The organism is Nocardioides sp. CPCC 205120, assembly GCF_048654585.1.
GTDB lineage: Bacteria > Actinomycetota > Actinomycetes > Propionibacteriales > Nocardioidaceae > Nocardioides.
The window spans coordinates 1847558-1873033 of record NZ_JBMCYY010000001.1; the positions used below are offsets into that span (position 1 = coordinate 1847558).

Sequence of the window (25476 nt, forward strand, 5' to 3'; positions counted from 1 at the left end):
CCGTGGGGCGCGGCGTACCCGGTCAGCCCGTGGCGCCCAGCTCGACCTCGGCGGTGGCGGGGAGGGGCTCGACGGGGCTGGCCCCGCCCACGACGTGGGCCACCTCGGGCACGTCGGCGTAGGCCTCCCGCGCCGCCGCCGCCTCCGTCTCGTCGCCGGCGACCTCCACGACGATGCCGTCGGGGAGGGCGCGCATCGAGACGACCTCGAACCCGTTCCCGGCGTTGCCCCACCCGATGCCCCCGGTCATGACGGACTGCAGGTGCTCCTCGGTGTAGCGGGCGGTGAGCAGCTGCACCGTGACGCCGTGCTCGGCGCCGAGCGCGACGAGCTCGGCGTCGACCTGCGGGTCAGGGGTGGTCCGCCACGCGGTGACCCAGCCCAGCCCCTCGTGCAGCTTGATCCAGGAGAAGCCGGACCCGCCGGCCACGAGGCGCTGCTGCACCTGCGTCGCCACGTCGGAGAGCACCAGGTCGGCCTCGTCGACGACCGCGTCCTGCGGGGCGCCGTCGTCGGCGATCGTCAGCTCGTGGTCGAACCGGTCGAGGACCGGTGCCGTCGCCGTCCGCACCGTCGCGCGGTCCGTCTCGCCAGTGGCCATCCAGGCCGTGACGGTGCGCGTCGTCGGGTCCGCCTCGAACGTGACGAAGGCGAGGCCCGGGTCCACGGCGACGGCGGCGTACAGCTGCTCGAGGAGCGGACGGTCGTCAGCCGCGGCGGACGCCCGGCCTCCCGCCGTACCCGGGTCGGAGGCGCCGGTCGTCTCCCCGCGCAGGGCGAGGGCGCCCGCGACGGCGCCGCCGGCGACGAGGAGGACGGCTGCCACCACGGCGGGGACGACGAGGCGGCCCCGGGCGCGTCCGTCGTGCCCGGTGGGGTCGGTCGAGTCGGTGGCGGGCATGGCGGTTCCTCCCGTGGGGGCGTGGCTACCCGTACGACGCGCCGGTCGCCGCCGCGGTTCCGTCAGTGCGCGCCGAGGTGGCCGCTGAGCCGCTCGTGCATGCCGGCGCTCGCCTCGTTCAGCCCGACCACCTCGACGTGCTTGCCCTTGCCGGCGTACTTGGTGACGACCGCGTCCAGCGCCGCGACGGTCGAGGCGTCCCACACGTGGGAGGCGGACAGGTCGACGAGCACGCGCTCGGGGTCGCCGGCGTAGTCGAACTGGCTGTAGAGGTCGTTGCTGGAGGCGAAGAACAGCTCGCCGGTGACGGTGTAGCGGGCGAGCTCGCCGTCGGCGTCGGTCTCGACCGTGCGGTCGACGCGTGCCAGGTGCGCCACGCGGCGGGCGAAGAGCACCATCGCGACGAGCACGCCCACGGCGACGCCGATCGCGAGGTTGTGGGTGGCCACGACGACCACGACGGTGCTGAGCATGACCGTGGTCTCGCTGCGGGGCATGCGCCGCAGGGTCGACGGGGCGACGCTGTGCCAGTCGAAGGTGCCGACCGCGACCATGATCATGACCGCGACGAGGGCGGCCATGGGGATCCGGCCGACGACGTCGCCCAGGCCCACGACGAGCACGAGCAGGAAGAGGCCGGCGCAGAAGGTCGAGATGCGCGTGCGGGCGCCCGAGGCCTTCACGTTGATCATCGTCTGGCCGATCATCGCGCAGCCGCCCATGCCGCCGGTGAACCCCGTGATGACGTTGGCGGCGCCCTGGCCCCACGACTCGCGGGTCTTGTCGGAGTGCGTGTCGGTGATGTCGTCGACGAGCTTGGCGGTCAGCAGCGACTCGAGCAGGCCGACGAGCGCCATCGCCAGCGCGTAGGGGGCGATGATCTCCAGGGTCTCCAGCGTGAACGGCACGTCGGGCACGAGGAACGTCGGCAGGGTGTCGGGCAGCTCGCCCTGGTCGGCGACGTCGGGCAGCACCCAGCCGGCGGCGAGGGTGAGCGCGGTCAGCACGACGATGGCCACCAGCGGGGCCGGCACGACGTCGGTGACGCGGGGGAGCAGCACCATCATCGCGATGCCCGCCGCGACGAGGGGGTAGACCAGCCACGGCACGTCGCGCAGGTAGGGCAGCTGCGCCGTGAAGATGAGGATCGCCAGGGCGTTCACGAACCCGACCATCACCGAGCGCGGCACGAACCGCATGAGCCGGGCGACGCCGACGAGCGCGAGCGCGACCTGGATGAGGCCGCCGAGGATGACGGTGGCGATGAGGTAGTCCACCCCGTGGTCGCGCACCACCGGCGCCACGACCAGCGCGACCGCGCCCGTGGCGGCGGAGATCATCGCGGGGCGTCCCCCGAGGAACGCGATGCTGACGGCCATCGTGAACGACGCGAACAGGCCCAGGCGCGGGTCGACCCCGGCAATGATCGAGAACGAGATCGCCTCGGGGATGAGGGCGAGGGCGACCACGAGGCCGGCCACCACCTCGCGGCGCAGCACGGCAGGGGAGCGGAGCGCGGTGCGCACGCGGTGGTCGGGCGCGGGCTGCACGGGTACGGCGGAGGTCACCGCCGCAGCAAACCTCACGTTGCGTGAGGGTTGCAAAGCGCGGGGGGTGTGGTGTCGACCACGGCAGCCCGCGGGCCGAGGGGCCGATCCCGGGTCAGGTGTCGGCGCGTTCGAGGGTGGTGGCGAGGTCGGCGGCGAAGGCCTCGGCGGTGGCGAGCTCGCGGCGTACCTTCGTCACCCGCTCCTCCGCGTCGGCGTGGTAGGCCGCGAGGCTGGTCAGGAGGCGCCGGCGCTCGTCGGGGTCGGCGTCGGGCGCGGATTCGGCGGCGAGGGCGTCGACGATGCCGAGCAGGTCGCGCATCTGGTCGAGCGTGAACCCCAGCGGCTTCATCTGCATGATGAGCCCCAGCCGGGCCAGGTCGGGCTCGGTGTAGAGCCGGAACCCGCCCGCCGTCCGCGCCGACGGTGCCACGAGGCCCATCTCGTCGTAGTAGCGGATCGTCCGCAGGCTCAGCCCCGTCCGCGCCGCGACCTCGCCGATCTGCAGGTGGGTGGGTGCGTCGCTCACCGGGCCAGTGTGGCAGGGGACAGGCGTCGGCACCGTGGTGCAAGGTGCCTCGGGGGTTGAGGTGCTCGCGCCAGCGAGCCTCGAAACCACGCCGGGGCGTCGGCGCCGTGGTGCAAGGTGGGGCCATGGGTGTGCGACAGGACGCGGAGGGCCCCCGGGAGCCCGCGGTACGGCGGGCGGTGGCGGCGGACGTCCCGGCGGTCTGCGCCTTCGGGGCGACGCACGTGCCACCGCACTACGCCCCGCTCATCGGTGCAGAGGCGGCCGCCGCGCAGGTGCGCGACTGGTGGGGCGAGGACGCCATCGCTACGGCCGTCGCCGACGGGCTGGTCGTGGTCGCCGAGGAGGACGGGCAGGTCGTCGGGGTCGCCCAGCGCGGCCGGTGGGGCACCGACCACGTCGTGTGGAAGCTGTACGTCGCGCCCGAGCACCGCGGCACCGGTCTGGGCCCGCGCCTCCTCGACGCCCTCCTGTCGGACCTGCCCGCCGACGCGGAGCGGGTGCTCGTCGAGCACTTCGCGGGCAACGCGCGGGCGGGTGCGTTCTACGAGCGTGAGGGGTTCACGGTCGACCGGGTCGAGCCGAGCCCCGGCGGCGACCCCGCCCGCGCCGTGGTGTGGCGCTCGCGCCGCTCCGGTGGTTGAGGTGCCGGCGCTGCTTCTGTGGTTGAGGTGCTGGCGCTAGTCGGTGGTTGAGGTGCCGGCGCTAGTCGGTGGTTGAGGTGCTCGCGCCAGCGAGCCTCGAAACCACGCGGTGCCGAGCCGCGACCACGCGGCCGACGCTCGCCGGAACCGACCTGTGGACGACCGCCCGGCCGGCCCGGAACTGTCGGTGCTCGCTGGTGTCATGGACCCATGACCGAGACCGCGCTGCACCCCTGGGCCGGGGTCCTCGCGCGTCTCGACGACGCGGTGGACGAGGGGTTCGAGATCGGCCTGCTCGGCTCCTCGCCGGGCGAGACGGGGGCGACGCTGGTCGCGCTGGAGCGCGCGGCGAACCGGCTGGCCGCCCTGCAGGCACGGGTCCTCGCCCACGCGGCGGCCGTGCGGGTCGAGGACGAGAACGGTGCGCCGTCGACCGCGGTGTGGCTCGCGAACGCCACGCGGGTGACGCGCGCGGAGGCCCACCGCCGGGTGCGGTCGGCCGTGGCCGCCGACGAGCGGTACGACGCCCTCGCCGTCGCCTCTGCGAGCGGCGAGGTGGCGCCCGACCAGGCCGAGGTGATCGTGCGGGCGCTCGACGACCTCGCCGACGACGTGAGCGCCGACCTGCTGCAGCACGCCGAGCGGGCGTTGGTCGATCTGGCTGCACAGCACGACGCGAAGGACCTGCGCGTCCTCGGCCGGCGGATCCTCGACGTCGTCGCCCCGGCCGTCGGCGAGGCCCGCGAGGCGGAGCTGCTCGCGAAGGAGGAGCGCGAGGCCGCCGCGAGGGTCTCGCTGACGATGCGCGAGGACGGCCACGGCTGCGTCCACGGTCGCTTCGTGCTGCCCGAGCTCCAGGGGGCGATGCTGACCAAGATCATCGACGCGATCGCCTCGCCCCGGCGCGACCACCTGCGCGACGACCAGGCGTCCAGCGAGGCCGACGACCGGAGGCCGTCGTGGCGCCGACGCGGGGAGGCGTTCGCCGAGCTGGTCGAGAGGATGCGCGACGCGGACCTCCCGGACGCCGCGGGCGCCGGGGCCACCGTCGTGGTGACGATGCCGCTCGACACCCTGACCGGCGGTCTCGCCGCCGCCAGCCTCGACACCGGTCACCGGATCTCGCCCGGCGAGGCACGCCGCCTCGCGTGCGGCGCGGACCTCGTGCCCGCCGTCCTCGGCGCCGCCAGCGAGGTCCTGGACCTCGGGCGCGGCGCACGCCTCCACAGCCGGGCGCAGCGGATCGCGCTAATCGTGCGCGACGGGGCCTGCACCGCCGACGGCTGCGACGCGCCACCGCAGCGCTGCGAGGCCCACCACGAGACCCCGTGGTCGCGGGGCGGTCACACGACCGTGGACCAGGGCCGGCTGCTCTGCCACCGCCACCACCGCGCGGCCCACGACGCGGCGTACCTCACGGAGAGGCTCGGCACCGGGAAGCTCCGCTTCACGCGGCGGGTGTAGGACCGGAGTGGCTCCTACCCGGCCCGTCACCTCGACGTCGCGCGTCCGGCCGTCACCTCTCGCCGAGAGGGCTGGGACGACCGTGCCCGGAAGCTGCGCATGCGGCCGAGGAGGTCGGCTGCTGCGCGCTTGTCGACGACCTCCCCGTCCAGGCGTCGCAACCACGAGCGCAGCTCACGGCCCGCCACGAACTGGATGCCGTCGCGCTCAGCAGTCGGTGGCAGGTCCGCCTGCGCCGCGCCCCACACCACGACGAGGGGCGTGACCGCGACGGGGCGCACCCGCGCGCGGTGAGCGCCCTTCTCCTGGGTGAGGACGGTACGCAGGACACCGTCGGCGCGCACCTGCGCGCGCCGCGCGGCACGAGCCATCGTCTCGACGTCCTGGTCGACGATCGCGTTGCGCCACTTCGAGTCGATGGCGACGATGCCGCCCCGGCGGGTCACCACGAGGTGGTCGAGGTCGCCGACCGCGAGTCCGATGCTGTCCACCCACCCCCAGATCAACCGCCTCCGCTTCGCGGACAGGAGCTCGTCGCGGGTGAGCTCCTCGCCGGTCGCTCCCCGGACGTGGCGGATCGCGTCGCTGTCGAACGCGAGGTGGCTCTCGTGGAGGACGTGCAGCCAGGCGCAGACCAGGACCGCGTGGAAGACGCCGATGAGGTACCACCCGCCAGCCCCCAGGGGCAGCACCCAGATGCAGGTGGTCACGACGACGAGCAGGCCCACCAGCACCGCCACCTGCAGCGCGAGCATCTTGGGCCGCGCTCGCAGCCAGGCCGCTCTGCGGCGTCGGAGCTCCCGGCGGGAGTACGGGTCGAACTTGGTCATGGCCGCTCCACACGTCGAGACGTCGCGGACGACTTCGGCCGGGTGGGGCGCGTCCTTACGACTTCGGGTCGGTCGAGGCCGAGGCTCGCCCTCAGAGGCGCGACCCGAGCGAGTTCATGACGTCCGTGAGCATCGACGGCCAGAAGAGCGACGGTGCCACGACGAGGATCACGAGGAAGACGGTCGCCCCGAGGATGGGGCGCCCGCGCACGACGTGCAGCACCGCTCCGACGGCCACGGCGGGTACGACGAACACCGCCGCGGTCGGCAGCTGGACCAGGCACCACGCGAGGACGCCGCCGTACACGAGCAGACCCCACAGACGCGTCCGGACGCGCGCCAGACGCGACCACCGGGGGCGCGCCAGCGACTGGTTCGACGTCACGTCCCGGATCGGCAGGTGGCACGAGCGGCAGCTCGCCGCGTTCGGCGGCACGTCGTTCCTGCACACGGGACAGGTCAAGGTCTGCAGCACGGGCGCCCCCCGGGTCGCGGCTGGTCACGAGTCGGCCGGAGCATCGGCCGGTCGGTCGTCGACACGAGGGGAACGGGTGGTCCGACCCCGGCGGTCCAGACCGGTCCCCAGCCCGGACCCGTCCGATCGCCCCGAACACCGGCCCCGGTCCTCCCCGGGCCGCTAGGTTCAGGGCCGGTCGGCACCGGCGGCACGGGTACCGACCCTCGAACAGACCGGACGCGTCGCACGCGTCGTACGGAGGTAAGAGACATGCGGAACGACCACGGGGTGCCCGTAGCGACCGCCACCCTCGTGGGGGCGATCGTCGGCAGCTTCTCGCTGATCGCCGCGGTGGCGTCGTTCCCCACTGGTGAGGACGCGCGCAACCCCCTCGTCTGGGGGTTGGTCGTGATCCTCGGGCTGGTGGCGGTCGGCGGGCTCGGCACGGCGGTGGTGGCCGCGGCGAGAACCCGCCGTCGGACGAAGGAGGTCCGGCGGCAGCGCGGCTACTACGCCGGGGAGATGCCGTGGTCGTGGACGATGCACGGGGTATGGCTCGTCGTGACGCCGGTGGCGGCGGCCACGCTCCTGGCGAACGATTCCGACGGTGGTGGGTCGAGCCTCGACTGGTCCGAGTGGCTCATCGTGCTGGGCACCGTGGGCACGGTGGGGTCCACCGTGTGGTCCGCCGCGCAGAAGAAGCGGCACGAGCGCGCAGCGGCTCGAGGTGCGACGCCGGTCCCGCCCGACCAGCCGCCGCCCGGCGCGCTGCTGGTGGTGGGCGCCTGCGTGGCGGCGGCCCTTCTCCTGCAGGGCATCGAGGGGCTCGCCTCGGCCGAGGGGATGCTCACGGCGTGGTGGGCCGTGGTGGCGACGGCCGTCGGCGCCGCGCTCCTCGTCGGGATCGTGGTCACGGCGCTGCGCCGCCTCCTCGCGCAGCATCGGGAGGCTCGCCTACCGAGCCCCGATCCCAGGAGTCACAGGTGACCCAGCCCGAGCAGCAACCCCTGCCACCCGTGCTCGCACCCCCGCGTGTCGTCGCCTACGGCGTCGGCTTCCTCGTCGTGGCGGTCGCGGCCGGTGTGGGAGCGGTGAGGACGGATGGCGGGACGCGGGTGGCGCTCGTGGTCGCGGCCCTCTGCATGGGGGCGGTGGCAGTGCTGTCGGCCGTCGTCCTCGTGCGGGTGCGGCGGGCCCGCCAACACCCGGACTCGCTGGAGGCGGACCGCCTGCGGCGGGCAGCCGCGGCCACGGCACCCCCTCCCAGCGGGCAGCAACGGCGGCGCCTCTGGGTCCTCCTCGGGCTGTCCTTCGCCCTCGTCCTCATCACGGGTGTGGGCGGTCTCCCGGACGCCGTCATCGTGACGGTCCGCCTCCTGCAGGTGGCGGTGGGCGTCACCGTGATCGTGGTCGTCGTCCGACAGCTCGTCCGCGATCACCGCTGGCGGCAGGAGAAGTGGCGCGAGGGCTGACGCCCGCTCGCCCGGGCGTCAGCTCGGGTTGCGTCCCATCACGTCCTCCGCGTCGAGGATGCGGTACGCGTACCCCTGCTCGGCGAGGAAGCGCTGGCGGTTCTGCGCGAAGTCGGCGTCGACGGTGTCGCGGGAGACGACGGTGTAGAACCGCGCGACCTTGCGCTCGCCGTCGGGGCCCGGGTCGCCGGGGCGCAGCAGCCGGCCGAGGCGCTGGGCCTCCTCCTGGCGGGACCCGAACGAGCCCGACACCTGGATGGCGACCTCGGCGCTCGGCAGGTCGATGGAGAAGTTTGCGACCTTCGACACGACGAGCCGCCGGATCTCCCCGGTGCGGAACGCCTCGAACAGCCGCTGCCGCTCCTTGACCGTCGTCTCGCCCTTGATGACGGGCGCGTCGAGGGCAGCGGCGAGCTCGTCGAGCTGCTCGATGTACTGCCCGATCACCAGCAGCGGCTGCGCGGCGTGCTTCTCCACCAGGGAGCGCACGACCTGCGTCTTGCGGCTCGTGCAGGCGGCGAGCCGGTAGCGCTCCTCGGGCTCCGCGGTCGCGTAGACCAGCCGCTCGTCGTCGGGCAGCGTCACCCGCACCTCGATGCAGTCGGCGGGCGCGATCCAGCCCTGGCTCTCGATGTCCTTCCAGGGCGCGTCGTACCGCTTCGGGCCGATGAGGCTGAACACGTCGCCCTCGCGGCCGTCCTCCCGCACGAGGGTCGCGGTCAGGCCGATGCGCCGGCGCGCCTGCAGGTTCGCCGTCATCCGGAAGATGGGGGCGGGCAGGAGGTGCACCTCGTCGTACACGATGAGGCCCCAGTCGCGGGCGTCCAGCAGCTCGAGGTGGGGGTAGACGCCCTTCCTCTTGGTGGTGAGCACCTGGTACGTCGCGATGGTGACGGGCCGGATCTCCTTGGTCGCGCCGGAGTACTCCCCGATCTCCTCCTCCGTCAGCGACGTGCGCTTGACCAGCTCGTCCTTCCACTGCCGCGCGCTGACGGTGTTGGTGACGAGGATGAGCGTCGTCGCCTGCGCGTGCGCCATCGACGCCGCGCCGACGAGCGTCTTGCCGGCGCCGCAGGGCAGCACCACGACGCCCGAGCCGCCGTGCCAGAACGAGTCGGCGGCCTCGCGCTGGTAGGGCCGCAGCGTCCACTCGTCCTCGTTGAGCGAGATCGCGTGGGCCTCTCCGTCGACGTACCCCGCATAGTCCTCCGCGGGCCAGCCGATCTTCAGCAGCGCCTGCTTGAGGTTGCCGCGCTCGGAGGGGTGCACGGCCACGGTGTCGGGGTCGACGCGCTCGCCGAGCATGCCCTGCACCCGCTTGGCGCGCAGCACCTCCTCGAGCACCGGCCGGTCGGTCGTCGACAGCACGAGCCCGTGCACCGGGTGCTTCTCCAGGCGCAGCCGGCCGTAGCGGGCCATCGTCTCGGCGACGTCGACCAGCAGCGCGTGCGGCACGGGGTAGCGGCTGTAGGACAGCAGGGTGTCGACGACCTGCTCGGCGTCGTGGCCCGCGGCGCGCGCGTTCCACAGCCCCAGCGGGGTCAGCCGGTAGGTGTGCACGTGCTCGGGGCTGCGCTCCAGCTCGGCGAACGGGGCGATCGCCTTGCGGCACTCCGCCGCCTGCTCGTGGTCGATCTCGAGCAGGAGCGTCTTGTCCGACTGGACGATGAGGGGGCCGTTCACCGCTCCAGCGTACGAGCCGCCTGCACGGGGCCTAGACGGCGTGCACCGCGGTGATGCGGTGCACGGCGAAGACGCGCTCGTCGTCGCTGCGGTGGTCGTACGCCGTGAGCTGCCCGCCCTCGACGCGCCGCGGGTCGACGACGCGCTCGAGGAAGGTGCCGTGGTTGTCGACGTACGCGATCCGCACCGTCGACCCCAGCTCGATCGCCTCGCGCAGCATGCTCAGCGCCGCGGCCGGCGTGGTGGTCGTGGGGCGGGGCGCCGGTGTGCCGGGGGCCCGCGGCTCCGTGGCGGGCCGGGAGGCCACCGCGCGGTCGCCGGCCCGCACGGCGGTGACCACGGCCGAGGCGTGCGCGGCCTCGCGCGCCGCGCTGGCGCCCGCCACCCGTCGGGTGCGGGGCACCCGGGCGCGCAGCACGTCGGGCCGCGCGACCCGCACGGTGCCGTCCGGGGCCTCCACCACGGGGGCCGTGCCCAGCTCGCGCAGGCGGGGGAGCAGCACGTCGATCGGTACGGCGCTCACCACCACCGTCGGCGCGATCCGCCGCAGCCCGAGCGAGGCGGCCCGCGGGTCGTGGAGCAAGGAGGTCAGGGCCGTCTCGTCGTCGGTGCGCACGAACGACTCGGCGTGCCCCACCCGCAGGGTGCCGAAGGTGCGGGCCACGTCGTCGACGAGGTAGGTGAGGGGCTGGGGCACGGGCGTGGCCGACACCTCGGCCACGAACGTGTGCACGTCCGAGGCGCTCCAGCCCACGTCGAAGGCCCGCCGCACGGACGAGGCCGAGAACCGGTAGACCGCCGCGCCGCCCGCCGACTCCAGGTCGGCCACCAGCTGCAGCCGCCGCGCCAGCTCCGCCTCCAGCGGCCCCGGCGCCACGGCCGTCAGGTCGGCCTGGAGCAGGACCCGGTCGACGGGGTCGGGCAGCAGCGCGTCGAGGGCGGCGACGGCCCGGTCGCCGTCACCGGTCAGCACGGCCCGCGCCGCGGTGGTGAGGCCCCCGAGCGCGACGAGGCCGAGCACGGCCGCCTCGTCGAGCGACCACACGACGACCTCGTCGCGCACCGGCGGGCGTCGCGGCCGCAGCCAGCGCACGTGCGCGACCACCGAGGCCGGGCCCGTGCCGGACGCGAGGACCTCCCCGGCGGGCAGCGCGTCGAGCAGCACCTCGAGGGTGGTACGGCGGGTCTCCGCGGCGACCGGGTGCGTCAGGTCGGGCTCGAGGGCGTTGGTGGCCTTCCGCGTGCGCTCGTCGCGGCGCCCCACGAGGCCGACCAGCCGCGGCGAGTCCAACCACGCCTGCACCAGCACCAGCCAGCGGGCGGCCACGTCGCGGGTGACCCACGCGTCGTACGCGTCGGTCGGCACCCACACCGGGTCCCCGTCGCCGTCGACGCCCTCGGCGAGCAGCCCCGCCGCGTGGGCGACCTCGACGAGGAGCGCGGCCTCGGGCTCCCCGACGTGCAGCGCCGCGGCCGTCGCCCGCAGGTCCCGCACCGCGAGCCCGCCCGCGCGCAGCAGCCCGGGTGGGCGCGTGCCCCACGTGTCCAGCAGCAGCTCGGTGCGCCGTACCAGCTCGAAGGCGGCGCCGGCCCCGGCGCGATCCACGACGGCGGCGTCGCGCGCCGAGGTCGCGAGCGGCGGGGCGGTGAGGTCGTCGACCGCGATGCCCGTGCCGAGCACGACCCCCACCTCGCCCGGCACCCGCACCTCGCCGGTGCCGCGGGGGCGCAGCAGGCCGGCGGCGACGAGCTCGGTGACCGGGGTGCTCGGCGTCGTGACGTCGCGCAGGTCCTCCTTGGTCGTGCCCCGCCCGCCGTGCGCGTGCACGTGGTCGAGCAGCGCCCGCGCCGGCTCCGACAGCGCCGCGAGCCCCGCCCGCACCGCGTCGGGGGCGAGCGCGTCGGCGGTGAGGGGCTCGAGCGGCACGCGCGTCTCGACCGGGCCGACGCCCAGCGCGTCGGGGACGGTGGAGAGCGGCCGGAGGCCGTCGGGGGACTGCCACAGCAGCGCCTGGTCGACGAGCCGCGCCAGCGTGGTGCCCACCCGTTCGCGGTCCCTGGGTAGGTTCACGCCCAGCACGTCGGCGGCCGTCCACGCGGGGGTTTGCCCGACGAGCACCTGGGAATGCAGGACCAGCAGCTCCCACCGGTCCAACCGGTCGAGGGCGCGGAGGACGGATGCACGGGTGGCCGCTCGCGACGCGAGCTGGCCCGAGTCGTGGGGAGCGGGAGTGGCGAGGTCGGGTCGTGCGTGGAGCAGACGGGTGAGCTGCTCGTCCGACCAGCTGCGCAGCTGGTCGGCGAGGCTCCGGTACGCCGGGGGAGGCGTGGCTGCTGCGGACATCCCTCTCACGCTACTGGTAGCGCCGACGGCTGTCCGAGGAGCGGGGGGAACGGCTCGGTGAACGAGGTCGAGCTGCACTACGGGTCCGCGACCGACGTCGGTCAGGTGCGGGCCACCAACCAGGACGCGTTCCTGGCCCAGCCCCCCGTCTTCGTCGTCGCCGACGGCATGGGCGGCCACGACGACGGCGACGTCGCGAGCCGGATGGTGGTGGAGGAGTTCTCGCTCCTCACCGACGCCACGTGCGACGCGCAGCGCGGCGCCGAGCTCGTCATCGCGTCCCTGCGCTCCTGCCACGGCCGCCTGCTCGAGCGGGCCGAGGAGATGCGCTCGGCCGGCCAGCCCGACTGGTACTCGGGCACCACCGCCGTCGTCGCGCTCGTCGTGGAGGACGAGGGGGTGCCGAAGTGGCTGCTGGCCAACCTCGGCGACTCCCGCATCTACAAGCTCACCGACGGCGACCTCGACCAGGTGAGCATCGACCACTCGGTCGTGCAGGAGATGTTCGACGCCGGGCACATCAGCGCCGCCGAGATGGCGACCCACCCCCGCCGCAACGTCATCACGCGCGCGCTGGGCGGGCCCGGGTTCGACCAGCCCGACTTCTTCCTGCTGCCGCTGGCCTCGGCCGAGCGGATCGTGCTGTGCAGCGACGGGGTCAGCGGCATGATCGATGGGGAGGCCATCGCCGGGATCCTGCGCGACACCCCCGACCCCCGGGACGCCGCCGAACGGGTCGTCGCGGCCGCGGTGGAGGCCGGCGGCCAGGACAACGCCACGGCCGTGGTCGTCGATGTGGTGGGATTGGCGCGGTCCGGGCAGGTCTACGACTCGGCCCAGCAGCAGCAGAGTCTCGAGGAGAAGCTGGGAGCACTGCCATGACAGAGCACGAGAGCACGACGGGTGCCGTCGCCCGGTCCTACCGGCCGGGGTCCTGGTTCGCCGTCTTCGGCACCGGCGCCTCGGTGCTCCTCCCGCCGAGCGAGAAGCGCCGCGTCGCCGCGCTGTGGGCGCTCGTCGACGACGGCGCCGGCTTCGACGAGGTGCTCGACGCCCTCATCACCTCCGGCCTGCGCGACCTCCCCGGCTTCGTGCTGCTCGGCCACGAGGGCACCACCGTCCGCGTCGTCGTCCGCGGTGGCGCGAGCGTCACCTTCACGCTGCCCGACGACGAGGTCGAGGTCTCCGGCCTGGCCGCCTCGACGTGGGTCGAGCGGACCCTCACCGACGTCACCAGCCACGCCGTCGTGCTCGAGGGCGCCGACGACACCGACCTCGCCGACGACGCCGCCGACCTCCCCATCGCCTCCGGGCTCGTCCGCGTCGCGCGCGTCGACACCCCCGCCCGTACGGCGCCGCGCCCGGTGCCGGCGGAGGCGCTCGCCGACGGCGGTGCGGCGGCGGCCCCGCCGGCTGCGGCTGCGCCCGCGCCCGCGCCGGTCATCTCGCCCGTCGAGGTCCCCGCCGCGGCCGACCCGCTCGGGGTCGACACCGTGCCGGAGCCCGAGCTGCCGTCGGGGCCCGCGTCGGACCCCGAGCCGGAGCCGGCGTCGGACTCCGAGCCGGAGCCCGCGTCGGAGCCCGTGGCCGCCGCCGTCGAGGAGCGTCCCGACGACCTGCCGGGCGACGTGCCCGACGAGGAGCTCGCCGAGCTCGCGGCGGAGGTCGAGGGCGACGGCGAGGAGGAGGCCGAGGGCCAGGACGGGGCCGCCGACCAGGCGCCCGCCGCCCCGCTGGACCTCGTGAAGGCCCGCCCCGCCCCGGCGCCCGCACCCGACGAGGCGCCCGCGGCCGACGAGGCCACGATGCCCCCCATGCCGCCGCTGCCGCCCCGCGCCCCCGTGCCCCCGGCCTCGCCGTTCCCCGCGGGCGGCTTCGACGACGCGCACGACACCGGCGTGCCGGCCGGTGACGACCCGCTGGGCGATGCCTACCCGTCGGCGCCGCCGCCCCCGCCGCCGCTGGGCGACTTCGCGGAGCCGGCCCCGAGCCCGGAGCAGGCCCCGCCCCCGCCGCCACCCCCGTTCGGCCAGGACCAGGGCTCGTTCGCGGACGACGACCGCGCCGCCGAGCCGGCCACGGAGGCCATGCCGCTGGCCGAGGACGTCCCGCCGCCCCCGCCGCCCGCCTGGGCCCCGGGCGGCGGCTACGCGCCGCCGCCGCCCCCGCCCGCGCCGTCGGAGGGCTTCGCCGCCCCCGCGTGGGCCGGTCCGGCCGGGCCCGCGGGCGACAGCGACGTCGACCACGACGGGATGACGCAGGCCGGGGGCTGGGACCCCGCCCAGTTCTCCCGTCCCTCGCACGGCATCCCCGGCCAGCCCCCCGCACCGAGCGTCACCTCGCGTCCCGTGGCGAAGCTGGTGATCTCCAGCGGCGACACCGTCGACGTCGACCGCGCGATCCTCGTGGGCCGCGCCCCCGAGGCCCGCCGGTTCAGCTCGACCGAGCAGCCCCGCCTGGTGACGGTGCCGAGCCCGCAGCAGGAGATCTCCTCGACCCACCTCGAGGTGCGCCCCGGCTCCGGCGTCGACCACGGCTCGGCCGTCGTGACCGACATGGGCTCCACCAACGGCACGGTGCTGATGCAGCCCGGCCTGCCGCCGGAGGAGCTCCAGCCCGGCATCGCGGTGCAGCTCATCCCGGGCGCCGTGATCGACCTCGGCGACGGCGTCACCATCCAGGTCGCCAACCCCTGAGCGGACGGGGCCCGCCCGGCCCCGTCTCGCCCGCCCGCCCGTCCACCCGCCCGTCCCGTGATCCCGAAGGTGCCCCGATGTCCCTGTCCGCTGCCGACGCGTCCGCGCCGGCCGCCGAGGTCGACCGCCGATTCCTCGCCCTCGTCGTCGACCGCCTCGTGGGCTGGGGCCTCATGGCGGGCATCGGCTACGCGGCGTGGCGCTACCTCGTCGAGGAGGACCGGGCGGCGCTCGGGTGGGGCGTCGCGGTCGCCGGGGTGCTCCTCGTGGGGCTGCTCTTCGCGGTGCTGACCGGCACCCGCGGGGTGACCCCGGGCAAGGCGCTGCTCGGGCTGCGGGTCGTGCACCACGGCACGGGTACGCCGATCGGCGTCGGCCCGGCGGTGCTCCGCTCGCTCATCGTCTTCGCGGCGACCGTGCCGCTCGGGTTCGGCCTCGTGACGCTGGCGTGGACGGCCGTGACCGACCAGGGACGCCAGCGCCGCGGCTTCCACGACCTCATCGCCAACTCGGTCGTGCTGGACGTGCGCCGGCGTGCCGCCGACGAGGCCCCGCCCGAGGACGAGGCCCCGCGGCACGTGGTCAACCTGACCGCGATGCGCCTGCGGCCCGCTCCGGCCGACCCGACCCCGCCGCGCCAGTCCGCGCCCGCTCCGCGCCCCGTCGGCCGGCAGGAGCCCGAGCCCGCTCCCGGCGCGTGGCCCGCGCCGACGCCGCAGCCCCAGCCGCAGCCCCAGGCGCAGCCCCAGCCCCAGGCGCAGCCCCCGCACGCGCAGCCGGTGCGTCAGCCGTCGTACCAGCCTCCCCCGAGCCAGCCGGCACCCCAGCACCAGCCGGCGCCCCAGCCGGCGCCGTCGTGGACCCCGCCGCCGGTGGCGCCGGCGGCCCGGGCGCCGCAGCAGCCGGCGTACCAGCCGCCGCAGCAGCCCCAGCAGCTCCAGCAGCCCCAGCAGCCCCAGCAGCCCGGGCGCCGTCGCCGCGACCCGTCGGCAACGCCCCCGGCGGGCCCGACGCCGCCCACGGTGGCGACGCCCGCCGTGCCCCCGGCCCCCGCCCCGCAGCGCCCGGCGGCGCCCCCGACCTCGCGGCACGCGGTGCAGACGCCCCCGAACCGCTCGACGAGGTGGCGGGTCACCTTCGACTCGGGCGAGTCGTTCGTCGTCACCGGCCTGGGGCTGGTGGGGCGGCGCCCCGAGCCGCGCGGCGGCGAGGAGGTCGCGCACCTGGTGCCCCTGTCCTCCAACGACATGTCGGTGTCGAAGACGCACGCGCAGTTCCACCTGTCGGCCGACGGCGCCCTGGTCGTGATGGACCGGGGCTCGACGAACGGCTCGTTCATCAACCGCGGCGGCGTCGCCCGCGAGCTGTCCCCGGGGCGGGCGGCGACCCTGGTCGACGGTGACGTGGTGCGCTTCGGCGACCGCGAGATGCGGGTGGCGCGGGAGGGGTGAGCGTGGTGGACGTCCTGGTGCGACCGGCCGAGCTGGCCGACCTTCTCGCCGCGGGTGCGCCCGTCGTGCTCCTCGACGTGCGGTGGGCGCTCGGCGGACCGCCCGGACGCGACGCCTACCTCGCCGGCCACCTCCCCGGCGCGGTCTTCGTCGACCTCGACGCCGAGCTCGCCGGCCACGGCGACCCCACCGACGGCCGCCACCCGCTGCCGGACGTCGGGGCGCTCCAGGGGGCCGCGCGGCGCTGGGGCGTGCGGGCCGGCACGCCCGTCGTGGCGTACGACGCGTCCGGCAACCTCGCCGCGGCCCGGGCCTGGTGGCTCCTGCGGTGGGCCGGGATCACCGACGTGCGCCTGCTGGACGGGGGCCTCGCCGCGTGGTGCGCCGCCGGCGGCGAGCTGCACACCGACGACGTGGTGCCCGAGCCCGGCGACGTCGAGCTGCGCCCCGGCGCCCTGCCCACGCTGGAGCTCGGCGAGGTCGCCGCCTTCCCCGACGCGGGCGTCCTGCTCGACGCCCGCGCCGTCGAGCGCTTCCGCGGCGAGGTCGAGCCCGTCGACCCGCGGGCGGGCCACGTGCCCGGTGCCCGCAGCGCGCCGACGACCGAGAACCTCGACGCAGAGGGCCGCTTCCTGCCGCCCGAGGTCCTGCGGGCCCGCTTCGCCGCGCTCGGCGCGACCGACGGAGCACCCGTCGCCGTCTACTGCGGCTCCGGGGTCACCGCCGCCCACGAGATCGCCGCCCTCGCGCTCGCGGGCGTCGAGGCCGCCCTGTTCCCGGGGTCGTGGTCGCAGTGGAGCAACCACGACCTGCCCGTGGCCACCGGCGACGCGGACGCCCACCGGCCCCGGTAGCCTCCCCGCGTGCACGGGTCGCTGCTGGTCGCCGGGACGACGTCCGACGCCGGCAAGTCCGCCGTGACGACGGGGCTCTGCCGCGCGTTCGCGCGCCGGGGCCTGCGCGTCGCGCCGTTCAAGGCGCAGAACATGTCGAACAACTCGATGGTCTGCGCCCTGCGGCCCGGTGACCCCGCGGCGGGCACCGCCGAGATCGGCCGGGCGCAGTGGACGCAGGCGCTCGCCGCCCGCGCCGAGCCCGAGGCCGCCATGAACCCCGTGCTGCTCAAGCCCGGCGGCGACCGGCGCAGCCACGTCGTCGTCATGGGCCGGCCCGGCGGATCGGTGTCCTCCGCCGACTGGGAGACGGGCCGGCGGCACCTCGCGGCGGCCGCGCACGCGGCGTACGACGACCTCGCGGAGCGGTACGACGTCGTGGTCGCCGAGGGCGCGGGCAGCCCGGCGGAGATCAACCTCCGCTCGGGCGACTACGTGAACATGGGCCTGGCCCGCCACGCCCGGATGCCGGTCGTGGTCGTCGGCGACATCGACCGCGGCGGCGTCTTCGCCGCCTTCCACGGCACCGTCGCGCTGCTCGAGGCGGCCGACCAGGCGCTGGTCGCCGGGTTCGTCGTCAACAAGTTCCGCGGCGATGCCGCCCTGCTCGCCCCGGGCCTGCGGGAGCTCGAGCGGCTGACGGGGCGCCGGGTCTACGGCGCGCTGCCGTGGAGCCCCGACGTGTGGCTCGACTCCGAGGACGCCCTCGACCTCGCGGGCCGCCGGGCCCCGGCGGGCGGCGCGCTGCGGGTCGCGGTCGTGCGGCTGCCGCGCATCAGCAACTTCACCGACGTCGACGCCCTCGGCCTCGAGCCGGGCGTCGACGTGGTCTTCGCGTCCTCGCCCGCGGCCCTGGCCGACGCGGACCTCGTCGTGCTGCCCGGCACCCGCGCGACGCTGGAGGACCTCGCCTGGCTGCGCGCCCGCGGGCTCGACCGCGCCGTTCTCGACCACGCCGCGGCCGGGCGCCCGGTGCTCGGCATCTGCGGCGGCTTCCAGATGCTGGGGCGCCGGGTGGAGGACCCCGACGGCGTCGAGGGGAGCCCCGGGGCGTCCGCCGACGGGCTGGGGCTGCTCGACGTCACGACGACGTTCGCCGCCGAGAAGGTGCTGCGGCTGCCGACGGGCACGGCGCTGGGCGCCCCCGTGGGCGGCTACGAGATCCACCACGGCCGCGTCACCCGCCACGGCGGCGAGGAGTTCCTCGACGGCGCCGCCCAGGGGGCGGTCCACGGCACGATGTGGCACGGCTCGCTGGAGTCCGACGCCTTCCGCCGGGCCTTCCTCGCCCGGGCCGCGGGGGCGGTGGGTGCGGCGTACCCGGCCGCGGACGTCTCCTTCGCCGCCGCCCGCGAGGCGCGCTTCGACCTCCTCGGCGACCTCGTCGAGGAGCACCTCGACGTCGACGCCCTGCTCGACCTCGTGGCCTCCGGCGCCCCGCGCGACCTGCGCCCCCTGCCCCCGGGGAGCGAGCGGTGATCCTCCTGCTCGGCGGCACGGCCGAGGCCCGCGACCTGGCCCGCGTGCTCGTCGAGGCGGGCGAGGAGGTGGTGTCGTCGCTCGCCGGGCGCGTCGCCCGGCCGCGACTGCCGGTCGGCGAGACGCGCGTGGGCGGCTTCGGCGGCGTGGACGGCCTCGCCGCGTGGCTCGTCGAGCACGGCGCCCGGGCCGTCGTCGACGCCACCCACCCCTTCGCCGTCGGCATCTCCGGCAACGCCCGGGCCGCCTGTGCCCGCACGGGCACGCCGCTGCTGCGGCTCGAGCGCCCCGGCTGGTCGGGCGAGCCCGGCGCGGACACCTGGACCTGGGTCGACGACGTCGCCGGCGCCGCCCGCGCGGCCGCCGGGCTCGGCGCGCGCCCGTTCCTCACCGTCGGTCGCCAGGGCCTCGACGACTGCACCGGGCCGCTCACCGACGCCGCCGTGCTCGCCCGGGTCGTCGACCCGCCGGAGGTGCCGCTGCCCGACGGCTGGCGGGTGCTGCTCGACCGTGGGCCCTACACCGTCGCGGGCGAGCGCGCCCTCGTCGCGGAGCACCGCGCGGACGTGCTCGTCACCAAGGACTCGGGCGGCGACCTCACCCGCGCCAAGCTCGACGTGGCCCGCGAGCTGGGGCTCCCGGTCGTGGTGGTGCGCCGTCCGAGCGCCGTCCGGGCCCCCGGCGCCGACGCCCCGGAGGTCGCCCACGACGTCGCCGCGGCGGCGTCCTGGGTGCGCGCGGTCAGCGGCGCGCGCTGAGCGCCGCGCCGGCGGCCACGAGCACGGCCCCCGCGCCGACGTACGCCGCCAGCCGCCGCGCGCGGGCGATGTCGCCGACCGCGACGGGTCGGCCGTCGCCGAGCACGGGCCGGTCCTCGACCCGCTCGGCGCCGGGTGCGCCGTACACGGTCCGTCCGCCCAGCCGCACCCCGAGCGCGCCCGCGAACGCGGCCTCGACGGGTCCGGCGTTGGGGGAGGGGTGGGCGCCCGCGTCGCGGCGCCAGGCGCGCAGGGCGTCGGCGGGGGCGCCGGCCACGAGCGGCGCGGCGGCCGCCGCGAGCAGCGCCGCGAGGCGCGCGCCCGGCAGGTTGAGCCCGTCGTCGAGGCGGGCCGAGGCCCAGCCGAAGCGCTCGTGGCGCGGCGAGCGGTGGCCCACCATCGCGTCGAGGGTGTTGGCGGCGCGGTAGCCGACGAGCCCCGGCACCCCGGCCAGCGCGCCCCACACGAGCGGCGCGACGACGGCGTCGGAGGTGTTCTCCGCGACCGACTCGACCACGGCCCGCGCCACCTCGTCGGCGGTCAGGTCCTCGGTGCGGCGTCCCACCAGGTGGGTGAGGCGCCGGCGGGCGCCCGGCAGGTCGCCCGCGTCGAGGAGCCCCTGGACGGCCGCCGCCTCGCGGTCCAGCGAGCGACCGCCCAGCACCGCCCAGGTGGCGAGCGCGACGAGCGCGACCTCGCGGAGCGCGCCGCCGCGGGTGTGGCGCTCGGCGAGGGCGCCGAGCCCGGTCACCGAGCCCACGAGCACGAGCGTGTACGCCGCCCCGCGGCCCCGGCTGTCGGCCCACCCGAGCGTCTCGAGCCGGCCCGCGACCCGGCCGAAGCCCGCCACGGGGTGCCCGCGGCGCGGGTCGCCGAGCGCGCGGTCGACGGCGAACCCCAGCAGCAGGCCGGCGGCGCGCCTCACCGCGCCCGGGCCCCGACGCCGGAGGTCACCGACGCCAGGGCGGTCAGCAGCGAGCGGGTGCGCTCAGGGCTGCGCACCGCGATCCGCACCCAGGAGGCGTCGAGCCCGGGGAAGGTGTCGGCGCGGCGCACGGCGTGGCCGTGGCGGCGCAGCTCCTCGCGGACGCCGGCGCCGGGCCGGGCGAGCACGAAGGGCGCGTGGCCGGGCACGTGGGGCACGCCGAGCTCGTCGAGGCCCGCCACCAGCACGCCGCGCCAGGCGGCGAGGCGACGGACCCGCTCGGCGGCCTCGACCGCGGCCTCGTCGGAGGCGCAGGCGCGCATGGCGGCGAGCGCCGTCGACGACACCGACCAGGGCGTCTGCACGGCCCGCAGCTGCTCCAGCACCGCCGGCTCGCCGAGCACGTAGCCGGCCCGCACCCCGGGGATGCCCCACAGCTTCGTCAGGCTGCGCAGCACGACGAGGCCCGGCACCTCTGCGTCCGCGAGGGCGTGGCGCGGCTGGGCGACCGCGTCCATGAACGCCTCGTCGACGACGACGAGGCGCCCGGGCCGGGTGAGTGCCCGCAGGTCGACGGCGGGGTGCACGCGCCCGGTCGGGTTCGTCGGGTTGCCGACGACGACGAGGTCGGCCTCGTCGGGCACGCGGGAGGGGTCGAGCGCGAAGCCGTCCTCGGCGCGCAGCAGCACGTGGCGCGCCGGGGTGCCGGCCGCCGCGAGCGCGACGTCGGGCTCGGTGAACTGCGGGTGCACCACCACCGGGTGCCGCCACGCGCGCGCCCGGGCCAGCAGCGTGAACGCCTCGGCGGCGCCCGCGGTCGCGAGCACCTCGTCGGCGGGCCGGCCGTGCCGGCGCGCCAGGGCCTCCTCCGCCACCCGCACGCGTCCCGCGTCGGGGTAGGCGCCCACGTCGTCGAGCGAGCCGAGCAGCGCCGCGGTCAGCCACGGCGGGCGGGGCCCGTCGTACGTGTTGACGGCGAAGTCGGCCAGCGGTGTGCCGTCGGCCGTGCTCGTCTCGGTGTCGCCGTGGTGGCGCAGCGGGTCGGCGGGCGGGGCGTCGTGGGGCGGGGCCGGTGCGGTGGCGCCGGCCGTCGTGACGGCGGCGACGGGCGCGACGGGGGAGTACGGCGCGGTCGCGGCGGCCGCCGCGGCGAAGCGCTGCGCGAGGTGCGGGTGGCCCGCCCAGTGCACGTGGAGGTAGGAGGCGTGCAGCGTCGCCGACGCGTAGCCGTCCTCGGTCCGCGGGTGGGAGGCGGTCGGCTCGAGCACCCAGCCGGGGGTGGCGCCGGCCGCGGGGGTGACGCGGGTGCGGTGGAACTCGTGGCCCGTCACCGTCTCGCCGGGCCGCCCGAGCAGGGTCGCGGCCTCCGACGTCGCCGAGCGGTAGGCCAACGTGAGCCGGGGGGCCATGGCCGCCGTGGCCGGCAGCGCACCGACCATCGGCGCGTGGTCGAGGGTGCCGCACAGGTAGAGCAGCCCCGCGCACTCCGCGACCGTCGGCACCCCGGCGGCCACGGCGGCCCGGAGGTCGTCGCGCAGCGCCGCGTTGCGGCTCAGCGCCGCCGCGTGCACCTCGGGGAAGCCGCCGCCCAGGTACAGACCCTGGGTGCCCGGCGGCAGCCCGGTGTCGCGGGTCGGGTCGAGCACGACGACCTCGCAGCCGGCGGCCTCGAGCAGTTCGGTGGTCTCGGCGTAGGTGAACGTGAACGCCCGGCCCCCGGCCACCGCGACCTTCGGTCGGGCGGCGGCCGCGACGGGCTCCACGGCGGCGGCCGGCTCCCACGCGGGTACGGCGAGGGGCGCGGCGCCGCGCGCGATCTCCAGCACCGCGTCGAGGTCGATGCGCTCCGCGACCTGCGCGGCGAGCCGCTCCAGCGACGCGGCGGCGTCGGCCCGCTCGGCGGTGGGCACGAGACCGAGGTGGCGCGACGGCGCGACGATGGCGTCGTCGCGGCCCAGCACGCCGAGCACGGGGATGCCGGTGGCGGCGACCGCGCGCCGTACCTCGTCGGCGTGCCGCGGCGAGCCCGCCTTGTTGAGCACGACGCCGGCCACCCGTACCCGGGGGTCGTGGGCGGCGAGGCCGGCGACCACGGCGCCGATCGTGCGGGAGGCCGAGGAGATGTCGACGACGAGCACGACCGGGCTGGCGGTCAGCGTCGCGACGTGGGCGGTCGAGGAGAACCCGTCGCCGCCGATCTGGCCGTCGAAGAGACCCATGACGCCCTCGACGACGGCCACGTCGGCCGGCCGGGGCGTGCGGGCGCCGTGCAGCAGCAGCGGCACGATCCGCTCCTCGCCCACGAGGTGCGGGTCGAGGTTGCGGCCGGGGCGGCCCGTGGCCAGCGCGTGGTAGCCGGGGTCGATGTAGTCCGGGCCCACCTTGTGGCCCGACACCTCGAGCCCGCGGCGGGCGAGCGCGGCCATGAGCCCGGTCGCGATCGTGGTCTTGCCGTGGCCCGAGGCGGGGGCGGCGACGACGAGCCGGGGGAGGTGCGTGCTCACCACTCGATCCCCCGCTGGCCCTTCTGGCCGCGGTCCATCTGGTGCTTGACCTTCGTCATCTCGGTGACGAGGTCGGCGACCTCCACGAGCCGGGGGTGTGCGCGGCGGCCGGTCACCACGACGTACTGCCGGCCGGGGCGGTTCGCCAGGGTCTCGACGACGTCCTCGACGTCGACCCAGCCCCACTCCATCGGGTAGGTGAACTCGTCGAGCACGTAGAGGTCGTGACGTTCCTCCGCGATGCGGCGCTTCACCTCGGCCCAGCCCTCGGCGGCGTCGCGGGCGTGGTCCTCGGCCTCGCCGGCCTTGCGCGACCACGACCAGCCGGCGCCCATCTTGTGCCACTCGACGGGGCCGCCCTCGCCGGTCTGCTGGTGCAGCTCGCCGAGGCGCTCGAGCACGGTCTGCTCGCCGATGCGCCACTTGGCGGACTTCACGAACTGGAAGACCCCGATGTCCCAGCCCTGGTTCCAGGCACGGATGGCGAGGCCGAACGCGGCCGTCGACTTCCCCTTGCCGTCGCCGGTGTTGACCATGAGCAGCGGCAGGTTGCGCCGCTGCGCCGTCGTGAGGCCGTCGTCGGGCACGACGACCGGCTTGCCCTGCGGCATCAGGCCACCCCCCGCGTCCCGGAGCGGTCGGGGTGGGCGCGGTCGGCGGTCGCGGCCCGGGCGGCGCCGGCGAGCACCTCGGCGCTCACCTCGGCCACGGGCAGGTACGTCGCCTGGAGGTGCTCAGCCAGCTTCCGGGCCAGGCCGAGGCGGAACGGCCCGCTCTCGCAGTCGACGACCACGGTCTCGACGCCCTGCTCGGCCAGCCACGCGGCGACCTGCTGCGAGCGCTCCACGGGATCGGTGCCGGCGGTGGCCCGGCCGTCGGTGACGAGCACCAGCAGGGGGCGGCGGCGCGGGTCGCGCAGGCGCTCGCGGCGCACGACGTCGGCGGCGGCGAGGAGGCCCTCGGCGAGCGGGGTGCGCCCCCCGGCCGGGAGCGCGTCGAGGCGGCGCGCGGCCACGTCGATCGACCCGGTGGGCGGCAGTGCGACCTCGGCCTCGAGGCCCCGGAACGTCACCAGCCCGACCTTGTCGCGGCGCTGGTAGGCGTCGAGCAGCAGCGACAGGATCGCCGTCTTCACCTGCTGCATCCGCTTGCGCGCCGCCATCGAGCCCGACGCGTCGACGCAGAACAGCACGAGGTTGGACTCCCGGCCCTCCCGCACCGCGCCGCGCAGGTCGGCGCCGCGCAGCAGGAGGCGGCCGTCGGTGCGCCCGCGGGCGTGCTGGTGGGGCGCGGCCGCGCGGACGGTGCCGACGAGGTCGAGCCCGCCCGCGGTGCCGGGGGCGTTGCCGATGCGGCGCCCCGTCGAGGTGATCGCGCGGGAGCGTCGCCCGGCCTCGCCCTCACCAGTACCGGCGACCCGCAGCACGCGGGGACGGTACGGCGTGCCCGCGGCGACCGTCGTACCCGCCGGGGCGGCGGGGGTGCCGCTGCCGTCGCCGGGCTGGTCGCCGGGCTGGTCGTCGGAGGTGTCGGGCGAGTCGGGCGTGGTGGGCTCCTGGGCGGCGGGCGGCTCGTGGGCGCCGTCGGTCGCGCCGTCGTCGCCGGGCTGCGGGCCGTCACCCGCACCGTCCGCCGCACCGTCGCCACCGTCGTCGCCCCCGCCGGGCTGCGGGGGGTCGGGCTGCTGGGGGTCGGGCTGCTGGGGGTCGGGCCGGGGCTCGTCGGGCTCCGGGTCCGGCTCGTCGTCGCCGAGCACCTGGTCGAGCAGGTCCTCGTCGATGCCGGGCGCGTCGAAGGGGTTGCGGCGCCGGCGGTGGGGGAGCGCGAGCAGGGCGGCGGCCCGGATGTCCTCGCGCAGCACGTACCGGCGGCCGTGCCAGGCGGCGTGGGCGATCGCGGTGCGCGCGGTGACGATGTCGGCGCGCAGGCCGTCGACGTCGAAGGCGGCGCAGACCTCGGCGATCTTGCGCAGCGCCCCGTCGCCGAGCACGACGGAGGCGACGAGCTCCTGGGCGGTGGCGATGCGGGCGCGCAGCGCGGCCTCGTCGTCGGCGTACCGCTCGGCGAAGGCCTCGGGGGCGGCGTCGAAGGCGAGGCGGCGGCGCACGACCTCGGTGCGCAGCGACGGGTCGCGGGGCGCGGCGACCTCGACGGTGAGCCCGAAGCGGTCGAGGAGCTGCGGGCGCAGCTCGCCCTCCTCGGGGTTCATGGTGCCGACGAGCACGAACCGGGCGGCGTGCACGACGGAGACGCCGTCGCGCTCGACCGTCGCGCGGCCCATGGCGGCGGCGTCGAGGAGCAGGTCGACGAGGTGGTCGTGGAGGAGGTTGACCTCGTCGACGTAGAGGATGCCGCGGTGCGCGCGGGCCAGCAGCCCGGGCTCGTACTCGGCGACGCCCGCCGACAGCGCCCGCTCGAGGTGCAGCGAGCCGAGCAGGCGGTCCTCGGTGGCGCCGACGGGCAGCTCGACGAGGCGCACGGGGCGGGTCTCGACGCCGGCGTCCGCCGCGAAGGGGCCGTCGGGCGACAGCGGCGCGGTGTCGGCGGGGTCGGTGGAGAACCGGTCGCCGGCGACGACGTCGATGGGGGGCAGCACGGCGGCCAGCGCCCGCACGGCGGTGGACTTCGCCGTCCCCTTCTCGCCGCGCACGAGCACGCCGCCGATCTCGGGGCTGACGGTCGTCAGCAGCAGGGCCAGGGTCATGTCGTCGGATCCGACGACGGCCGTGAAGGGGTAGTGCTGTGGCATGTGGGGCTCCCGCTCGCTCTGCCATCGGTCATGGGCGACGCGAGGCCGGTCTTCGGACTCCCGTCGTCCCCGCTCTCGTCGAGCGGGGCGGCGGTCACCGCAGCGGGCCCTGTGCCGGACTCTCACCGGCTTCCCAGATTCTCCCCACGC

General features: G+C 76.5%; 21 protein-coding genes and 1 riboswitch. Of the genes, 10 read left to right on the top strand and 11 right to left on the bottom strand.

Going from position 1 to position 25476, the window contains the following annotated elements; all coding sequences use genetic code 11:
• Nucleotides 1-22 precede the first annotated feature (22 nt).
• The 3 genes from ACOACO_RS08635 to ACOACO_RS08645 all read right to left on the bottom strand — a co-directional run bounded on the left by ACOACO_RS08635 (nt 23) and on the right by ACOACO_RS08645 (nt 2977).
• The gene (locus ACOACO_RS08635) at nt 23-901 is read right to left on the bottom strand and encodes a hypothetical protein (protein WP_420295829.1); all 879 of its coding nucleotides are present in this window, start codon (nt 899-901) and stop codon (nt 23-25) included.
• Nucleotides 902-963: 62 nt separating this feature from the next.
• On the bottom strand, nt 964-2427 hold the full coding sequence (locus ACOACO_RS08640; RefSeq protein WP_420296320.1) for a SulP family inorganic anion transporter: 1464 nt from the start codon (nt 2425-2427) through the stop codon (nt 964-966).
• 136 nt (nt 2428-2563) lie between these two features.
• The gene (locus tag ACOACO_RS08645) at nt 2564-2977 is read right to left on the bottom strand and encodes a MerR family transcriptional regulator (protein ID WP_420295830.1); all 414 of its coding nucleotides are present in this window, start codon (nt 2975-2977) and stop codon (nt 2564-2566) included.
• 125 nt (nt 2978-3102) lie between these two features.
• On the opposite strand from ACOACO_RS08645, the gene ACOACO_RS08650 reads away from it, so the two are divergent.
• Both ACOACO_RS08650 and ACOACO_RS08655 read left to right on the top strand, forming a co-directional pair.
• Nucleotides 3103-3621 (top strand): GNAT family N-acetyltransferase, encoded by a 519-nt coding sequence (locus tag ACOACO_RS08650; RefSeq protein ID WP_420295831.1) that lies wholly within the window; start codon nt 3103-3105, stop codon nt 3619-3621.
• A gap of 210 nt (nt 3622-3831) precedes the next feature.
• Nucleotides 3832-5085, top strand: a complete 1254-nt coding sequence (locus ACOACO_RS08655; RefSeq protein ID WP_420295832.1) for a DUF222 domain-containing protein — start codon at nt 3832-3834, stop codon at nt 5083-5085.
• Between the two features lie 26 nt (nt 5086-5111).
• Here the strand turns inward: ACOACO_RS08655 and ACOACO_RS08660 are convergent, their stop codons facing one another.
• The gene (locus ACOACO_RS08660; protein WP_420295833.1) at nt 5112-5915 is read right to left on the bottom strand and encodes a nuclease-related domain-containing protein; all 804 of its coding nucleotides are present in this window, start codon (nt 5913-5915) and stop codon (nt 5112-5114) included.
• Nucleotides 5916-6006: 91 nt separating this feature from the next.
• Nucleotides 6007-6300: a hypothetical protein gene (locus tag ACOACO_RS08665; RefSeq protein ID WP_420295834.1), complete on the bottom strand. Its 294-nt coding sequence runs from the start codon at nt 6298-6300 to the stop codon at nt 6007-6009.
• Nucleotides 6301-6642: 342 nt separating this feature from the next.
• On the opposite strand from ACOACO_RS08665, the gene ACOACO_RS08670 reads away from it, so the two are divergent.
• The gene (locus tag ACOACO_RS08670; protein ID WP_420295835.1) at nt 6643-7359 is read left to right on the top strand and encodes a hypothetical protein; all 717 of its coding nucleotides are present in this window, start codon (nt 6643-6645) and stop codon (nt 7357-7359) included.
• On the top strand, nt 7356-7844 hold the full coding sequence (locus ACOACO_RS08675; protein WP_420295836.1) for a hypothetical protein: 489 nt from the start codon (nt 7356-7358) through the stop codon (nt 7842-7844). Before ACOACO_RS08670 ends, ACOACO_RS08675 begins: the two co-directional genes overlap by 4 nt.
• Before the next feature lie 18 nt (nt 7845-7862).
• Here the strand turns inward: ACOACO_RS08675 and ACOACO_RS08680 are convergent, their stop codons facing one another.
• Together ACOACO_RS08680 and ACOACO_RS08685 are read right to left on the bottom strand one after the other, a co-directional pair.
• Nucleotides 7863-9527 (bottom strand): DNA repair helicase XPB, encoded by a 1665-nt coding sequence (locus ACOACO_RS08680; RefSeq protein WP_420295837.1) that lies wholly within the window; start codon nt 9525-9527, stop codon nt 7863-7865.
• A gap of 31 nt (nt 9528-9558) precedes the next feature.
• Nucleotides 9559-11871, bottom strand: coding sequence for a helicase-associated domain-containing protein (locus ACOACO_RS08685; RefSeq protein WP_420295838.1), 2313 nt, complete (start codon nt 11869-11871; stop codon nt 9559-9561).
• A 57-nt stretch (nt 11872-11928) separates the two neighbouring features.
• Between ACOACO_RS08685 and ACOACO_RS08690 the strand changes: the two genes are divergently transcribed.
• The 6 genes from ACOACO_RS08690 to ACOACO_RS08715 all read left to right on the top strand — a co-directional run bounded on the left by ACOACO_RS08690 (nt 11929) and on the right by ACOACO_RS08715 (nt 19148).
• Nucleotides 11929-12753, top strand: a complete 825-nt coding sequence (locus ACOACO_RS08690) for a PP2C family protein-serine/threonine phosphatase (RefSeq protein ID WP_420295839.1) — start codon at nt 11929-11931, stop codon at nt 12751-12753.
• Entirely contained in the window at nt 12750-14567 is a 1818-nt protein-coding gene (locus tag ACOACO_RS08695; RefSeq protein ID WP_420295840.1) for an FHA domain-containing protein, read from the top strand. Before ACOACO_RS08690 ends, ACOACO_RS08695 begins: the two co-directional genes overlap by 4 nt.
• 77 nt (nt 14568-14644) lie before the next feature.
• Nucleotides 14645-16018, top strand: coding sequence for an RDD family protein (locus ACOACO_RS08700; RefSeq protein ID WP_420295841.1), 1374 nt, complete (start codon nt 14645-14647; stop codon nt 16016-16018).
• A 2-nt stretch (nt 16019-16020) separates the two neighbouring features.
• Nucleotides 16021-16872 carry a sulfurtransferase gene (locus ACOACO_RS08705; RefSeq protein ID WP_420295842.1) on the top strand — a complete coding sequence of 284 codons (852 nt, stop codon included), beginning with the start codon at nt 16021-16023 and terminating at the stop codon, nt 16870-16872.
• Nucleotides 16873-16881: 9 nt separating this feature from the next.
• A complete protein-coding gene (locus ACOACO_RS08710; protein ID WP_420295843.1) occupies nt 16882-18390 on the top strand; it encodes a cobyric acid synthase in 1509 nt (502 codons plus the stop codon).
• The gene (locus ACOACO_RS08715) at nt 18387-19148 is read left to right on the top strand and encodes a cobalt-precorrin-6A reductase (RefSeq protein WP_420295844.1); all 762 of its coding nucleotides are present in this window, start codon (nt 18387-18389) and stop codon (nt 19146-19148) included. Before ACOACO_RS08710 ends, ACOACO_RS08715 begins: the two co-directional genes overlap by 4 nt.
• Here the strand turns inward: ACOACO_RS08715 and ACOACO_RS08720 are convergent.
• From ACOACO_RS08720 to ACOACO_RS08735, 4 genes are read right to left on the bottom strand one after another with little or no spacing between them, the layout of a single operon-like run.
• Nucleotides 19132-20073 carry a cobalamin biosynthesis protein gene (locus ACOACO_RS08720; RefSeq protein ID WP_420295845.1) on the bottom strand — a complete coding sequence of 314 codons (942 nt, stop codon included), beginning with the start codon at nt 20071-20073 and terminating at the stop codon, nt 19132-19134. The two genes, ACOACO_RS08715 and ACOACO_RS08720, sit on opposite strands and share 17 nt — an antisense overlap.
• Nucleotides 20070-22577: a cobyrinate a,c-diamide synthase gene (locus tag ACOACO_RS08725; protein WP_420295846.1), complete on the bottom strand. Its 2508-nt coding sequence runs from the start codon at nt 22575-22577 to the stop codon at nt 20070-20072. Before ACOACO_RS08725 ends, ACOACO_RS08720 begins: the two co-directional genes overlap by 4 nt.
• Nucleotides 22574-23188 (bottom strand): cob(I)yrinic acid a,c-diamide adenosyltransferase, encoded by a 615-nt coding sequence (cobO, locus tag ACOACO_RS08730; protein WP_420295847.1) that lies wholly within the window; start codon nt 23186-23188, stop codon nt 22574-22576. The genes ACOACO_RS08725 and cobO overlap by 4 nt, the downstream gene beginning before the upstream one ends.
• Nucleotides 23188-25326, bottom strand: coding sequence for a putative cobaltochelatase (locus tag ACOACO_RS08735; protein ID WP_420295848.1), 2139 nt, complete (start codon nt 25324-25326; stop codon nt 23188-23190). The genes cobO and ACOACO_RS08735 overlap by 1 nt, the downstream gene beginning before the upstream one ends.
• 46 nt (nt 25327-25372) lie before the next feature.
• Nucleotides 25373-25466: riboswitch (cobalamin riboswitch) on the bottom strand.
• Nucleotides 25467-25476: the final 10 nt, after the last annotated feature.

What these genes read in the sequence shown, in the direction of transcription:
- ACOACO_RS08635 (WP_420295829.1), bottom strand. Translation starts at nt 901, where the DNA reads ATGCCCGCCACCGACTCGACCGACCCCACCGGGCACGACGGACGCGCC.
- ACOACO_RS08650 (WP_420295831.1), top strand. Translation starts at nt 3,103, where the DNA reads ATGGGTGTGCGACAGGACGCGGAGGGCCCCCGGGAGCCCGCGGTACGG.
- ACOACO_RS08655 (WP_420295832.1), top strand. Translation starts at nt 3,832, where the DNA reads ATGACCGAGACCGCGCTGCACCCCTGGGCCGGGGTCCTCGCGCGTCTC.
- ACOACO_RS08660 (WP_420295833.1), bottom strand. Translation starts at nt 5,915, where the DNA reads ATGACCAAGTTCGACCCGTACTCCCGCCGGGAGCTCCGACGCCGCAGA.
- ACOACO_RS08670 (WP_420295835.1), top strand. Translation starts at nt 6,643, where the DNA reads ATGCGGAACGACCACGGGGTGCCCGTAGCGACCGCCACCCTCGTGGGG.
- ACOACO_RS08685 (WP_420295838.1), bottom strand. Translation starts at nt 11,871, where the DNA reads ATGTCCGCAGCAGCCACGCCTCCCCCGGCGTACCGGAGCCTCGCCGAC.
- ACOACO_RS08695 (WP_420295840.1), top strand. Translation starts at nt 12,750, where the DNA reads ATGACAGAGCACGAGAGCACGACGGGTGCCGTCGCCCGGTCCTACCGG.
- ACOACO_RS08700 (WP_420295841.1), top strand. Translation starts at nt 14,645, where the DNA reads ATGTCCCTGTCCGCTGCCGACGCGTCCGCGCCGGCCGCCGAGGTCGAC.
- cobO (WP_420295847.1), bottom strand. Translation starts at nt 23,188, where the DNA reads ATGCCGCAGGGCAAGCCGGTCGTCGTGCCCGACGACGGCCTCACGACG.
- ACOACO_RS08735 (WP_420295848.1), bottom strand. Translation starts at nt 25,326, where the DNA reads ATGCCACAGCACTACCCCTTCACGGCCGTCGTCGGATCCGACGACATG.